Consider the following 14,397-nt stretch of genomic DNA (forward strand, 5'->3'; position numbering starts at 1 on the left):
CAGTCAGCGCGCCGGCGACCCGGGGGCGGCGATGTGAGCGTCGGGCCACCAGACGACGGTCGTGCGAGTGCCCGACGGAACGTCCGGCACCGAGGGCAATTCCCCGACCCGCACCGGCTGCAAGGCCCCCCCGCGGCACGGGCCACCGACGCACAATCCGGTGTCCGGCTCGTATGTCGCGCCATGCGTTGCGCACATCAAGTATAAGCCGCCCGTCTCGAAGAACTGCCCCTCGGACCAGTCGAGCTCCATGGGCACGTGCGCGCACTGATTGAGATAGCCGTAGACGCGGCCATCGTAGCGGATCACGAACGCGGGCGTCGGCCGCCCGCCCACGAGCACCTCGAACCGCACGCCGCGCCCGCCATCCTCGAGCGCATCGCCTGCACAGATGGGCAACGGGGCCGGGTTGTCGCTCACACGCGCTCCAGCAGCCAGTCCCGCAGCTCGGCCACGCTTCCGGCGCAATACGCCGGCGCCAGCGCCACGAGTTGCTCGCGCGGGTGAGCACCGCCATAGGCCACGCCCACCCCTGCCGCGCCGGCGCTTTGCGCCATCTGCAAATCGTGTGTGGTGTCGCCGATCATCACGGTTCGGCGCAGGTCCTGGCCGAGTTCGCGTGTCAATTCCTGCAACATGGCGGGATGCGGCTTCGAGAATGTCTCATCCGCGCAACGGGTCGCGTCGAACATCCGCATCAGCCCTGCCGATTCCAGCGCACGGTTCAGGCCGACACGCGATTTGCCCGTCGCCACGGCGAGGAAGCGGCCGCGCGAGCGCAACTCTTCGAGCAGTTCGCGAATGCCGGCGAACAGCACCGTCTCCTTGTCGCCGACCAGATAGTGAAAACGATAACGCTCCGACAAACGGGGATAGTGCGCGGGATCGAGCGACGGCACGGCCATTTGCAGGGCGTCGCGCAATCCGAGGCCAATCACGTGGCTGGCCAGTTCGTCCGTCGGGACAGGCAGGCCGAGATCCCGGCACGCCGCCTGGATGCAGCGGGTAATCGTGGGCGTCGAGTCCATCAACGTCCCGTCCCAGTCGAACACGACCAGGTCAAATTCAGGGCTTGGCATCGGCGGAGGTTGTTCGAAGTTGATTCAGGAATTGCTCACATTCTGGCGGTAACGCGGCTTCCAGCGCAATCGGCGTGTCCAGCACCGGGTGCGTGAACTTCAGCCGGTACGCATGCAGGAACATGCGTTTGATGCCGGGACGGCTGCCGGGACGCGCCAGATGCTTGTTCAGCGTGAAGTCGCCGTACTTGTCATCGCCGACAATGGGCGTACCGCAATGCGCCAGATGAACGCGAATCTGATGGGTGCGCCCCGTTTTGAGTTCCGCTTCGAGCAAGGTATAGGGCGGGTGAGATTCCACCATGCGGAATACGGTGTGCGAAGCCTGGCCGTCTTCCTGCACGCGCACGCGGCGCTCGCCTTCGGCAGTGACATATTTATATAGCGGCGCCTTCACCGCTCGCTGGCGATCGCCCCACTGCCCGGTCACACAGGCCAGATAGCGCTTGTCCATCCGGTTATGGCGAATTTGCTCGTGCATGCCCACGAGGGCTGCCCGTTTTTTCGCCAGCAGCAGAATGCCGGACGTCTCGCGGTCGAGCCGATGCACCAATTCGAGGAATTTCAGATGCGGCAGCGTGCGGCGCAATTGCTCGATCACGCCGAACGACACCCCGCTGCCACCGTGCACGGCCACACCGGCCGGCTTGTCGATGGCCATCAGATAATCGTCTTCGAACAGGATGGGGAAACTGGCGGCCGGCACGTGGGCCTTTGCGTCGAAATCGGGTGTCGCCGTTCGAACCGGCGGAATGCGCACGATATCGCCAAAGACGAGTCGATAGGCTGCGTCTACTCGCCCTTTGTTCACGCGGACTTCACCGCTACGCAAAATGCGGTAGACGTGGCTTTTCGGTACGCCTTTGCACTCGCGCAGGAGGAAATTATCGATGCGCTGACCGGCCGAACCATCGTCAACCTCGACGAGCCTGACCTGCGGCGCGGACGCCGGCGCAACCATTTTCTGCCGACTTTTGCCTAACTCATTCATTATGAATATAATTTGTCCGACAGCGGTGGTGGTAGCGGGAATCATGCCAAATCCCCATCGCTGTCCGGTGCATACCCCAAAACGGTATTTTACTTGCACCCCGGGCAGGCTGCTCGTCCGGTGACCCTGGAGCAGCGAGCGCACGCACGTCACGCAGCGACGGCAGGAAGTGGGCCCATAGGCCGCTTCGGCCGCAGCGCGCGGGACGCGGATAGAGTTGGTGGTTATAGAATTTTTTGGCGATCAGCCCGGGCGACATTGCCCGAGCTGATCGCTTTGTGAATATCGTTCGCGCAAGAAGTCGAAGTGAGGCGCCGTCACAAGAAGAATAAGTGTCGACAGGCGCCCCGAGAAAACCCTGATGAAGTTTCTCGTCCAGTTTCTATTGGTAAGGACTGCAAGCCCGAAGTGATCCGCGCCGAGCCGGGGTTTTCCGGTGGCCCGGCGGATCCGGGTGAGCGCGAAAACGTATTCCTGGCGCCATAGCGTCCGTTGGCCTCATCGCCCGGACCCCCCGGCAATTCTTCCACTCCCGGCTCGAACCTCGCGTGTTGGATAACTCGAGTGATACATGCCCGACGCACTGCGCATTGGCAACTGCGGCGGGTGGGAGTCGTTTTCATGAAACGCATGTTGTTCAACGCCACGCAGCAGGAAGAACTGCGCGTGGCAATCGTCGATGGGCAGAAACTCATCGACATCGATATCGAGACGGCCGGACGCGAACAGCGTAAAGGCAATATCTACAAGGGTGTTATCACCCGTATCGAGCCCTCTCTCGAAGCCTGCTTCGTCAACTACGGTGAAGGCCGCCACGGCTTCCTGCCGTTCAAGGAAGTCGCCCGTGCGTACTTCCGCGAAGGTGCCGATGTGCGCAATGCGCGCATTCAGGACGCCCTGTCCGAAGGTCAGGAACTCATCGTTCAGGTCGAAAAGGAAGAGCGCGGCAACAAGGGCGCCGCCCTCACGACGTTCATTTCGCTGGCCGGCCGCTATCTGGTGCTGATGCCGAACAACCCGCGCGGCGGCGGTGTTTCGCGTCGTATCGAAGGTGAAGACCGTCAGGAACTGCGTGAGACGATGGGTCAGCTCGAACTGCCGGAAGGCATGAGCATCATCGCCCGTACCGCCGGCATCGGCCGCTCGGCCGAAGAACTCCAGTGGGACCTGAACTACCTGCTGCAACTGTGGCACGCCATCGAAGGCGCCGCCCACAACATCGAACTGCCGCGCGACTCGGCCCTGATCTATCTCGAGTCGAGCCTCGTCATTCGCGCCATCCGCGACTACTTCCAGCCGGACATCGGTGAAATCCTCATCGATACGGAAGAAATCTCCGAACAAGCACGCAACTTCATGCAGGTGGTCATGCCCGACCACCTCAACCGCGTGAAGCAGTATCGCGACGACGTGCCGCTGTTCTCCCGTTTCCAGATCGAACACCAGATCGAGACGGCCTACTCGCGTCAGGTGCCGCTGCCCTCGGGCGGCGCGATCGTGATCGATCACACCGAAGCGCTCGTTTCCATCGACGTGAACTCGGCACGCGCCACCAAGGGCGCCGACATCGAAGAAACCGCCCTGCGCACTAACCTGGAAGCCGCGGACGAAGTCGCGCGCCAGTTGCGTTTGCGTGACCTCGGCGGCCTGATCGTCATCGACTTCATCGACATGGAGTCGGCCAAGAGCCAGCGTGAAGTCGAACAACGTGTGAAGGACGCGCTCAAGCACGACCGTGCACGCGTGCAGATGGGCAAGATTTCGCGTTTCGGCCTGATGGAGCTGTCGCGTCAGCGCCTGCGTCCGTCGCTGTCCGAAGGCACGCACGTGACGTGCCCGCGCTGCAACGGCACCGGCCACATTCGCGACGCCGAATCGTCGGCGCTGCAAGTGCTGCGCATCATCCAGGAAGAGGCGATGAAGGAGCACACGGCAGCGATCCACTGCCAGGTGCCGGTTGAAGTCTCTGCGTTCCTGCTCAACGAAAAGCGTCAGGAAATCAACAAGATCGAAGCCCGCTTCAAAGTTGGCGTGCTGCTGATCCCCAACAAGCACCTCGAAACACCGCATTACAAGCTCGAACGTCTGCGCTTCGACGATCCGCGCCTGGACGCCCCGAAGGCCAGCTACGCGCTCGCCGAAGAGGCTGCGCGTTCGCTGGAAGAAGATCCTGCCGGCTACAGCAAGAAGAAAGAAGACGCACGCCCGCGTCAGGAAGCTGCGGTCAAGGGCATCACGCCGGAGCAGCCGGCACCGGCGGCCCAGCCGCGTCCGGAACCGGTCGCAGTCGCGGCCCCGGCTGCTGCCGCACCGGCAAACGGGGGAGGTTTCTTCGGTTTCATCAAGCGCCTGTTCGGCATCGGCGCTGCCGCACCGGCACCGGTCAAGGCCGAAGAGCCGGCCAAGCCGACGGCCCGCCCGCCGCGTGAGCGCCACGAACGCCCGCATCAGCAGAACCGCAATCGCCGTGGCAATGTCCGCGACGACAACAAGTCCGGCAAGGACAACGCCGGCCAGCCGGCGCGCGAGGGCCGCGATGGCCGTGGTGCACGGCCTGAACGAGCTGAACGTGCAGACCGTGGCGAGCGCAACAGCGACCGCAATGAGCGTAACGAGCGCGGCAGTGATCGCAACGACCGTCAGGAAGGCCGCGACAAACGCGAGCGCGACGACGCGCAGCGTCAGCCCTCGCAGGACGTACGCGCCGAGGAAGGTCGCGAACCGCGCGAAGGCCGTGAACGTGGCAGCCGCCGCGAACGCGGCGAGCGCCGAGATCGTCGCCAGACGGAAGGCGCCGACGCTCAGCAAGCCGCGCCGCAACGCGTCGCACAGGTGGCAACGGCACCGCTGAACGCCGGGCAGGAAGAGCTCGATCAGGATCGCCTGGCTGCTCAGGCCGAAGGCGCGCCGCAAGTCACGGGCGAGGAAGGCGAGCAAGGGGGCGAAGAGCGCCGCCGCAGCCGTCGTCGCGGTCGTCGTGGCGGTCGTCGTGAACGCGAAACCGGAGAGCAGCAGGTGAATGCCGACGGCGAACACGTCGACATCGAGGCGCCGGAAGCCGTGGAAGGTGCGGAAGGTGCGCGCGCACCGGCACTGTCGGACAAAGCCGCCGAGAATGTTGCGACCGACACGCTGGTCCACGCCGCTGCCCCGGCCATTCCGGCACCGGCAGGAGCACCCGCGGTTGCCGCACCGGTTCCCGCTGCGCAGGTTGAGCCGACCCCGGCCCCCGTCCGTGCCGAACCTGCGGACGCCACCACAGCCGCCGCACCGGTCGCCACGGTGACCGAAGCCGCCCCGGCCGCAACGCCCGAAGTGCCGTCTCGTGTCGTGTCGGAGCCTGTGGCACAAGCCCCGGCGGCCGCGCCTGCGCCGGTCGCGCCGGCCAACGTCGCGCCGCTGCCCGCCGCGCAAGTCGCCTCGACGCCGGTCGTACCCCCGGTTAGCGCACCGCTGCCTGCTGCCGTTCAGATGCCGGCCCAACCGACGTTGCCTGCCGAAGCGCTGACCGAGATCGTCGCTACGGCCGCAACAGCCAGCGCACCGGCACCGGTTGCACAAGCGCCGCAGGCCTCGCAGCCGATGGAAGCCGACCAACCGGCGCCCGCCGTCGAGCCGCCAGCGCCGGTGGAGACCGCCCCCGCAGCACCGGTTCAGGCGAGCGCGGCCGTGCCGGTCGCACCCGAAGCCGCAGCGGCCGTGACGGAAGTCGTCACGCACAAGGCCGCACCGGTCGCCGTGACGCCGACGCTTGAGCGCGCCGCGCTGGAATCGACGCTGGCAAGCGTGGGTCTCGTCTGGGTCCATACGGACGCCGACAAGCACCGCGCCGCCCGGGAAGCCGCCGCGCAAGTCGCGCCGCCCCCGCGCGTGCAGCGTGAACGCAGGCCGTCGACGCCGCTCAACAGCGGCCCGATGGAGCAGGTGGAAACGCGTTCGACGAATCACGTTGCGTGAGGGCGTCCTGGTGAAACGTTCGGATCGCGGGTAACAGGTAACGCAGGTGGAGATGTAACGCCCGGGCGGTCCCGGCGTAATGCGGTCACGGCCCGCCCGTCGTCACCCGATACCCGACGTGACGTATTGCCAGAAAAGGAGGCTTCGGCCTCCTTTTTCGCTTTGTGGCCGCGCTTCAAGGATTGCATCGCGTTCAGGCGTCTTGCGGGCCTGGATCGTTTTCCGCGCCAGGAACCTCGCGTTGTCCCGACTTGTGTCCATGCGGTGCGGCCCGTATCGTCTGCGTTAGTACGAGTTTGACGTCTCACCGCGAGTACCTCGGTACCGATATCCGATGCCCGGCGATCCGGTGTCGGCGGCATTTAGGCCGATTCGTTAGAATGGAGACGCAAGCTAAGGCCCCACCATGACTGAAACGATCATCAGACTCACCGATCTGCGTAGTGACGCGCGCTATACGACGCATACCCCGCAGATTCCCGCACAGATACGCGCTGCCGCCGGTCATCTCGAAGATGCATTGGCGCGGCGGTTGCACGACCTGCGGATCTCGGTGACGGATCGTTGCAACTTCCGCTGCGTCTACTGCATGCCGAAGGACGTGTTCGACAAGGACTACGCCTTCCTGCCGCAATCCTCCCTGCTGTCATTCGAAGAGATCGAGCGTGCTGCACGCCTGTTCGTCGAACATGGCGTGGAGAAGCTGCGTCTGACCGGTGGCGAACCGCTGTTGCGCAAGCACATCGAGCGGCTGATCGAGATGCTGGCACGTCTGCGCACGCCGTCGGGCAAGCCGGTCGACATCACGCTCACGACAAACGGCTCGCTCCTCGCACGCCGGGCGCAATCGTTGAAGGATGCCGGGCTCACGCGTGTCACGGTCAGCCTCGACAGCCTGGACGACACGATTTTCCGGCAAATGAACGACGTCGACTTCCCTGTCGCGAAGGTGCTCGAAGGCATCGCCGAGGCTCAGCACGTCGGCCTCGGCCCAGTCAAAGTCAACATGGTCGTCAAACGCGGCACCAACGACGCCGATATCGTGCCGATGGCACGGCATTTCCACGGCAGCGGTGTCATTCTGCGCTTCATCGAATACATGGACGTCGGCACATCGAACGGGTGGCGCATGGATGAAGTGCTGCCCTCGGCCGAGGTCATCGCCCGAGTGAACGACGCGCTTGCCGTCGAGCCGTTGGAGGCCAACTACCCCGGCGAGACGGCGCAACGCTGGCGTTATCGTGACGGCGGCGGTGAAGTCGGCGTCATTTCCTCCGTCACCCGCGCTTTTTGCGGCACTTGTTCCCGTGCCCGACTGTCTACGGAAGGCAAGTTGTACCTGTGTCTGTTCGCCAGCGCGGGGCATGACCTGCGCACGCTGCTGCGTAACGGCGCAAGCGACGCGCAGATTTCCACCGTCATCGGCGACATCTGGCATGGGCGCACCGACCGATACTCGGCCTTGCGTACGGCGGCCACCGGCTTGCCGGAAAACGCACCACCGAAAGTGGAGATGTCCTACATCGGTGGATGAACATCCGGGACGCAGTCGTCCGATCCTCCGATCCTCCGATCCTCCGATCGACCGATCGACCGATCAACGTGACGACGGGCCTCTGTGCATCCACACCGCTTTCGCTTTATCGAACTCTCTTCTCGACTCATGATTTTTGACGCCCCGGACGCCACTCGCGCCCGAGACTGCCTCGCTGTCCCTTCTCATGCTTGCGCCAATGTACGAGCCGAACGTACCGGCGCGAACACCTCGTCCTTCACATCGCTCACATCGTTCCCGCTGCCCGCCGTCGGGCAACGGATCGCGGCCGGTCTGAGTGCGATGACCTTGCTGTTGGCGCTCGTCGTGCCGACCATGGCGCATGCGGATTGCGACCCGTCGGATCGCAACATCGCCAACCGCGTCATGACATACAGCGGTCAACTCGGCGAGCGTAACCCTCTGCGGCTCGTATTGCGTCCCACCTCCGGCGGCAAGCTGGAAGGCCGTTACGCCAACGCCTCGTCGCTCGGCGATACGCACCTCACCGGCCGGCTCGACAACAAGTCGCGCCTGCATCTGACCGAGTTCGACGCCGGCGGCATGCCGCGAGCGACCTTCGAGGGCGAATTCGCCTCGGCGGACGACGTCAATCGTCAGCAAGGCGTGTCGTCCTCCTGCGAAGTGATTTCCGGCCAATGGAAAGATCTGCGCAGCGGACGCTCGGTGCCTTTCGAACTGTCGCTGTCCAGTGTGCAGGCGGGCAAAATCGATCATCTGTACAGCGTTGCCGGTGTGAACGACGACGAAACGGTCAATCGCGCAGCGACGCAGTTCCGCAAAGGCGTGCTCGACGACCGGCGCGATGTCGTCGCGCAATCGATCCGCTATCCCCTGCACGTCTCGTTGCGCGGCAAGACGATGATTCTTCGGAACCCGAAATCGTTGCTCGCACGCTACAACGAGATCTTCACCGACGGTTTCGTACGTACCATCGGTGCTGCGGTGCCTCGCCTGATGTTCGCGCGCGATCAGGGCGTCATGCTCGGCGACGGCGCCGTCTGGTTCGACGCCGCCGGGCGGGTCATCGCCCTGAACCGTTCCTGACGAGCACAAGGCGTTTCCGAGATCGGGAACGCGACGCGTATGACGACTTCGACTGCCCCGACCATTCTCCGCAGCGACATGACCGGCCTGATCCTCGCAGGCGGACGCGCTCGGCGCATGGGCGGGCGCGACAAAGGCCTTCAGCCGTTTGCCGGACGCCCGCTGGCAGCGCACGCGATCGAGCGGTTGCGGCCGCAGGTCGGTGCGCTGCTCATTAGCGCCAATCGGAATCACGATGCCTATGCGGCGCTCGGCGCCCCTGTCGTGAGCGACGCCACACAGGATTTCGCCGGGCCGCTTGCGGGCATGTTGGCCGGGTTGCGCGCGGCATGTACGGAATATGTCCTCACCGTGCCGTGCGACTCGCCGTACCTGCCTGAAGATCTGGGTGCACGGCTCGGTTTGGCGCTAAGCGCTGCGCGAAGTGCGGCGCCCGGCAGCCTGCCGCATAAGGGGCCGCATAAGGGGCCGCATAAAGGGCCGCATGAGGGGCCGCATGAGGGGCCGGATACCGCAGAGGCCGGCGCCTCCGGCAGTGAAACCGAACGCCCCCGGGCCGCGTATGCCGCGACCGCACAAGGCCCGCATCCGGTATTCGCCCTTCTCCATCGCTCGCTTGCCGACGATCTCGCCGCCACCCTCGCGGGCGGCGAACACCGCGTGAGAGCGTGGTTGTCACGCCACAAAGCCATACAAGTTAACTTCGGTGACGAGCGTCCGTTTTACAATGTCAACACGCTGGACGACCTGCATACCGATTCGCCGCACGCCCCTTGAGATGCCGGGCACCGACGCGGCCCGATCCGTCGCCACCGCTTTTACGGGATTCATGCCGGGTTCGTGCCCGATACGTGCCGGATGACGACGCCACACCGATGACAACACTAGACGAAGCCCTGGCCGGCTTGCCGGACTACGACCCCAACCACATGACGGTCGAAGCAGCGCGTGCGATCATCGCGCGCACCGCCAGCCCGGTGTGCGCTATCGAGCAGGTCGCCGTGCGCAGCGCACTGGGCCGCGTGCTCGGCCGCGATGTCGTATCGCCTCTCGACGTTCCCGCTTTCGAAAACGCCGCCATGGACGGCTACGCGTTTGCCGGTACTGCGCTGGCCGCCGGTGGCGAAGTGCGGCTGCGCGTCGCGGGCCGCTCGTTTGCCGGCCATCCGTTCGACGGCATGGTCGCCGCTGGCGAGTGCGTGCGAATCATGACCGGCGCGCTGCTGCCAGCGGGTTGCGACACCGTCATTCCCCAGGAACAGGTCCAGCGCGAGGGCGATACCGAGATCGTCACCTTCGATGCCGGCGCCGTAACAACTGGCCGGCACGTCCGCCACGTTGGCGAAGATCTGGCCGCCGGCCATCCGGCGCTCCACGCGGGCAAACGCCTTCGTCCGGCCGCGCTCGGTTTGCTCGCGTCGCTCGGTATTGCCGAAGTCCCGGTGCGCCGACGCATCCGTGTGGCTTTCTTCTCGACTGGCGACGAACTCCGCTCCGTGGGTGAGACGCTCGCGCCGGGCAATCTGTACGACAGCAATCGCTATACGCTTTTCGGCATGCTGCAACGACTGGGCGTCGACGTACTCGATCTCGGCGTTGTGCGCGACGATCCGCAGGCCATCGAAGACACCTTGCGCACCGCTTGCCGCGAGGCCGATGCCGTGATCACGTCCGGGGGCGTATCCGTTGGCGAAGCCGATTTCACGCGTGAAATGATGGCGCGTCTGGGCAACGTCGTGTTCTGGAAGATGGCCATGCGCCCGGGCCGCCCGTTCGCCTTCGGCGAACTGGAGAGCGAAGGCAAACGAGCGCTGCTGTTCGGCCTGCCCGGCAATCCCGCCGCGGTCATGGCGTCGTTCTACCATCTGGTCCGCGACGGTCTGTTCGTGCTGATGGGTGCGGAGCCGCAGATCACGCCAAGCTTGCCGGTGCCCACGGCCACGGCCATCGCGAAGCGCCCCGGTCGCACGGAGTTCCTGCGCGGCGTTCTCGCCGCAGACGCTCAGGGACGCTGGCAGGTCACCGTCGCCGACGCGCAGAGCGCGGGCATCCTGCGCACGATGAGCGAGGCCAATTGCTTTGTCACGCTGAGCACCGAACGAGGCGACGTCGCGGCGGGCGAACTGGTCGATGTCATCGCGTTCGACGGGCTGGTTTGAGCGCCTGTCATACGCGCACCATCCCGAATCCCGGCGCACCATCCGAATAAGCGAAGCAACGAAGCAACGAAAGATCGCCGACGTCGGCGCTTCGACGACACCGGCACCACACACACCAAAAGCACACGGCAATGACAACGAAAAAACAGATCACGTACATCAGTCCCGGCCAGACGGCCAAAGCGCTGGTGCTGGTCTACCTCACCTTCAGCATTCCCCTGGTTCTGCTCGCCTTTCTGGCGGCGTTCATCCGCTACGGCGAATTGCCGGGGCTCGCGATCATTTCCGCGCTGGTGCTCAACGCCATCGTGGGTTTCGTGCTGCTCTGGATCGCCTGCCATCTTTACAACTGGGTGGCGGTCCGATTCGGCGGCATCGAGATCGCGCTGAGCGACGCGCCAGAAGAAGAGTACTGACGCGTACCCCGCACTTTCGTTCTGGCGGTGACTGACGGCGGACAAACGATCTCCGTCGCGGCGCCGCCTTTCGCTTTTTGGAGCCCCCTTCCCCATGTCCCTGACCCTGCGTGCAGCCACGGCCGACGACGTCGCCGCCATTCACGGCCTGATGCGAGAACTGGCCGTCTTTGAAAAGTTGCTGGATATTTTTGAAGCAACGCCCGAGAGCGTGCATGAAGCCTTGTTCGGAAGCGCCCCGGCGGCCGAGTGTTTGATGGCGGAATGGGAAGGCAAGCCGGTGGGCTACGCGTTGTACTTCCACAATTTCTCGACCTTTCTCGGCCGACGCGGCCTTTATCTGGAAGATGTCTATGTACAGCCGGCGATGCGCGGCCGCGGTGTGGGACAGAAGCTGCTGCGCCGCCTCGCGCGCATCGCCATCGAGCGCAACTGCGCACGCTTCGAATGGACCGTACTCGACTGGAATCAGCCGGCCATCGACTTCTACACGTCGCAGGGCGCGACGGTATTGCCCGACTGGCGCGTGGTGCGCATGACGGGCAATGCGCTGACGCAGTTCGCAAACGCAGAGGACGTTTAAGCGTCCTCGTCGCTCTCCATCTCCACACCGAGCAGTTCGACGGCCTGCTCGCCCGGCAGCGCCTCGACTGCCTTGAGCTGGCGGGCCATCGCGCGCGTTCGCACTTCCGCCTTGTCGATCGAGCGCGTGACCGTCTCCAGTTGCGATTTCGTCTTGGCGAGCACATCGCCGAACTTGGTGAACTCGGTCTTCACCGCACCGAGCACCTGCCAGACTTCGCTGGAGCGGCGCTCGATCGCAAGCGTGCGGAAGCCCATCTGAAGACTGTTGAGCAACGCGGTCAACGTCGTCGGCCCCGCCACCGTCACACGATATTCGCGTTGCAGCAGGTCGGACAGGCCCGGACGGCGCAGCACTTCCGCGTACAGTCCCTCCGTCGGCAGGAAGAGCAAAGCGAAATCAGTGGTGTGCGGCGGCGCGAGGTACTTGTCGGCGATGGTTTTCGCTTCCAGACGGATGCGCGCTTCGAGTGCCTTCGACGCCTCTTCGACTGCGACCGGATCGGCACGCTCCTGCGCATCGAGCAGACGCTCGTAATCCTCGCGTGGGAATTTGGCGTCGATCGGCAGCCAGACCGGCTTGTTGCTGTCGCCGTTCTGCCCCGGCAGCGCGATGGCAAATTCCACGCGTTCGGTGCTGCCCGGGCGCGTCGCCACGTTCTTCGCAAATTGCTCCGGCGTGAGCAACTGTTCGAGCAACGCCTGCAATTGCACTTCCCCCCAGATGCCGCGCGTCTTCACGTTGGTCAGCACGCGCTTGAGGTCACCCACCCCGGCAGCGAGGGTCTGCATCTCGCCCAGTCCGCGATGGACCTGCTCCAGACGATCCGAGACCAGCTTGAACGACTCGCCCAGGCGTTGCTCAAGCGTGGCGTGCAGCTTCTCGTCGACCGTGCGGCGCATCTCTTCGAGCTTCGTCGCATTGTTGACTTCGATGTCCTTGAGTTTCTGTTCGAGCGTGGCGCGCACCTCGGCCAGACGGCGTTCGTTGCCCTCCGCCAACTGCGTGAGCTGCTGATGCTGCGCTTCCCCGAAGCGGCGCAGTGTGGACGCCTGCTCTTCACGCATCAGTTGACCGCTTTGCACCAGACTCTGACGCACCGCCTCGATCTGCGCCGCGTTCGATTCGGTGAGCTTCGCGAGCTGTTGGGCGAAGCCGTCGATCTGATTGTTCTGAACGGTGGCGACACTCGTCATTTGTGCGGCGAGCGTTTGCTGGAACTGCGCCATCTGCGCGCTTTGTTCGCCGCGACCGGCACGCGCCGTCTCGGCGAACTCCTGACGCAGTCCACGCTCGCTGCGATCGGCCGCTTGCAGCAAATCGTCACGAACGCTGGTGAGCGAATCGACGAGCGTGGCACGCAACGACGCGTCGCCGCCGCGTTGCCAGACTTTCACCGCGATCGCGATCATCACCAACAGATTCAGCGCTGCCAGCGCCACCAACACCCTCTCGACCATCGCGTTACGACTCCCGTTGACGCCTTCTTTATGTTGCCGATTTTGCAGTAGAGCGGGCGCGGCTGCCACTCACGCCCGACGTTCCATCGCCTCGCCGACGACCATTTGCGCCCGGCGATCTCACGACTTCCGTGCGGCCGGGTTGAGCAAACACGGCGGCTTGCCCGCCGCCGCACCGAAGCCCAGCGCCGCGATCAGATTGTCGGCGGCCAGACTTGCCATGCCACGGCGTGTCGCAGCGGACGCACTCGCGATATGCGGCGTGAGTACGACGTTCGGCACCTTCAGCAGCTCGGGATGCACTTTCGGCTCGCCCTCGAAGACGTCGAGGCCCGCGGCCGCAATCTGGCGCTTCGCCAGCGCCACCGCCAGTGCCGCGTCGTCGACGATGCCGCCACGCGCGAGATTCACGAGCGTGGCCGTCGGCTTCATGAGCGCGAGTTCATCCGCGCCAATCGTGTGATGCGTCGACGCCGAATACGGCAGCACCAGCATCACGTGATCGGCCGTGCGCAGCAGTGCGTCCTTATCGACATAACCGGCATTGCACGCGGCTTCCGTCGCGGCATCGAGACGCGAGCGATTGTGGTAGACGACCCGCATGTTGAAACCCATCGCCCGGCGTGCAATCGCCTGTCCGATGCGCCCCATGCCAATGATGCCAAGCGTGCTGCCATGCAAGTCGGCACCGAGAAACATGTCGTAAGCCCACTTGTCCCAATGCCCTTCGCGCAGCCAGCGCTCCGATTCCGTGATGCGGCGCGCGGTCGCCATCAACAACGCCCATCCGAAATCGGCCGTGGTCTCATTGAGCACGTCGGGCGTGTTGGTCGCCATCACGCCAGCGGCCGTCATCGCATCGATATCGAAGTTGTTGTAGCCCACGGCCATATTGGCCACCACGCGCAGATTCGGTGCGCCGGCGAGTACCGAGGCATCGATACGTTCGCTCGCCGTCGTGATCGCGCCGACCTTGTCGGCCAGCCGCGCGCGCAGTTCATCGCGTGAAAACACCGTGTCGGCATCGTTGCGCTCGACCTCGAAATACTGCGCCAGACGCTCGATCACGTCGGGGAAAATGGCTCGGGCCACCAGAATCTTCGGTTTCACCAGTTGTCTCGCAAAGATTGGCCGCGTGGCAATGTCGCGG

At 64.6% G+C, this 14,397-nt stretch carries 12 protein-coding genes; 7 read left to right on the top strand and 5 right to left on the bottom strand.

Annotated features, from left to right (window positions below; all coding sequences use genetic code 11):
* Window positions 1-3 precede the first annotated feature (3 nt).
* Genes AB870_RS18700 through AB870_RS18710 form a run of 3 tightly spaced genes read right to left on the bottom strand, consistent with a single transcriptional unit; the run spans window position 4 to window position 2,070 of the window.
* Window positions 4-420 carry a Rieske (2Fe-2S) protein gene (locus AB870_RS18700; protein ID WP_047905850.1) on the bottom strand — a complete coding sequence of 139 codons (417 nt, stop codon included), beginning with the start codon at window positions 418-420 and terminating at the stop codon, window positions 4-6.
* Window positions 417-1,079, bottom strand: a complete 663-nt coding sequence (locus tag AB870_RS18705) for an HAD family hydrolase (RefSeq protein ID WP_047905851.1) — start codon at window positions 1,077-1,079, stop codon at window positions 417-419. The genes AB870_RS18700 and AB870_RS18705 overlap by 4 nt, the downstream gene beginning before the upstream one ends.
* Entirely contained in the window at window positions 1,066-2,070 is a 1,005-nt protein-coding gene (locus tag AB870_RS18710; protein WP_047905852.1) for an RluA family pseudouridine synthase, read from the bottom strand. The genes AB870_RS18705 and AB870_RS18710 overlap by 14 nt, the downstream gene beginning before the upstream one ends.
* A 621-nt stretch (window positions 2,071-2,691) precedes the next feature.
* Here AB870_RS18710 and AB870_RS18715 point away from each other — a divergent pair.
* From AB870_RS18715 to AB870_RS18745, 7 genes are all read left to right on the top strand, one after another.
* Window positions 2,692-6,027 (top strand): Rne/Rng family ribonuclease, encoded by a 3,336-nt coding sequence (locus AB870_RS18715; RefSeq protein ID WP_047905853.1) that lies wholly within the window; start codon window positions 2,692-2,694, stop codon window positions 6,025-6,027.
* Between the two features lie 406 nt (window positions 6,028-6,433).
* A complete protein-coding gene (moaA, locus tag AB870_RS18720) occupies window positions 6,434-7,561 on the top strand; it encodes a GTP 3',8-cyclase MoaA (protein ID WP_047905854.1) in 1,128 nt (375 codons plus the stop codon).
* A 303-nt stretch (window positions 7,562-7,864) separates the two neighbouring features.
* On the top strand, window positions 7,865-8,629 hold the full coding sequence (locus AB870_RS18725) for a hypothetical protein (protein WP_064674869.1): 765 nt from the start codon (window positions 7,865-7,867) through the stop codon (window positions 8,627-8,629).
* A gap of 39 nt (window positions 8,630-8,668) precedes the next feature.
* Window positions 8,669-9,406, top strand: a complete 738-nt coding sequence (gene mobA, locus AB870_RS18730; RefSeq protein ID WP_047905856.1) for a molybdenum cofactor guanylyltransferase MobA — start codon at window positions 8,669-8,671, stop codon at window positions 9,404-9,406.
* Between the two features lie 98 nt (window positions 9,407-9,504).
* Window positions 9,505-10,788, top strand: a complete 1,284-nt coding sequence (gene moeA, locus AB870_RS18735) for a molybdopterin molybdotransferase MoeA (protein WP_047905857.1) — start codon at window positions 9,505-9,507, stop codon at window positions 10,786-10,788.
* Window positions 10,789-10,919: 131 nt separating this feature from the next.
* Window positions 10,920-11,204 (top strand): hypothetical protein, encoded by a 285-nt coding sequence (locus AB870_RS18740; RefSeq protein WP_047905858.1) that lies wholly within the window; start codon window positions 10,920-10,922, stop codon window positions 11,202-11,204.
* 94 nt (window positions 11,205-11,298) lie between these two features.
* Window positions 11,299-11,787 carry a GNAT family N-acetyltransferase gene (locus AB870_RS18745; RefSeq protein WP_047905859.1) on the top strand — a complete coding sequence of 163 codons (489 nt, stop codon included), beginning with the start codon at window positions 11,299-11,301 and terminating at the stop codon, window positions 11,785-11,787.
* On the opposite strand, the gene AB870_RS18750 is transcribed toward AB870_RS18745, so the two are convergent.
* Window positions 11,784-13,247, bottom strand: a complete 1,464-nt coding sequence (locus AB870_RS18750; protein WP_047905860.1) for a DNA recombination protein RmuC — start codon at window positions 13,245-13,247, stop codon at window positions 11,784-11,786. The genes AB870_RS18745 and AB870_RS18750 overlap by 4 nt on opposite strands.
* A gap of 120 nt (window positions 13,248-13,367) precedes the next feature.
* On the bottom strand, window positions 13,368-14,357 hold the full coding sequence (locus AB870_RS18755; RefSeq protein WP_157112382.1) for a 2-hydroxyacid dehydrogenase: 990 nt from the start codon (window positions 14,355-14,357) through the stop codon (window positions 13,368-13,370).
* Window positions 14,358-14,397 lie beyond the last annotated feature (40 nt).

Source organism: Pandoraea faecigallinarum, assembly GCF_001029105.3.
Taxonomy (GTDB): domain Bacteria; phylum Pseudomonadota; class Gammaproteobacteria; order Burkholderiales; family Burkholderiaceae; genus Pandoraea; species Pandoraea faecigallinarum.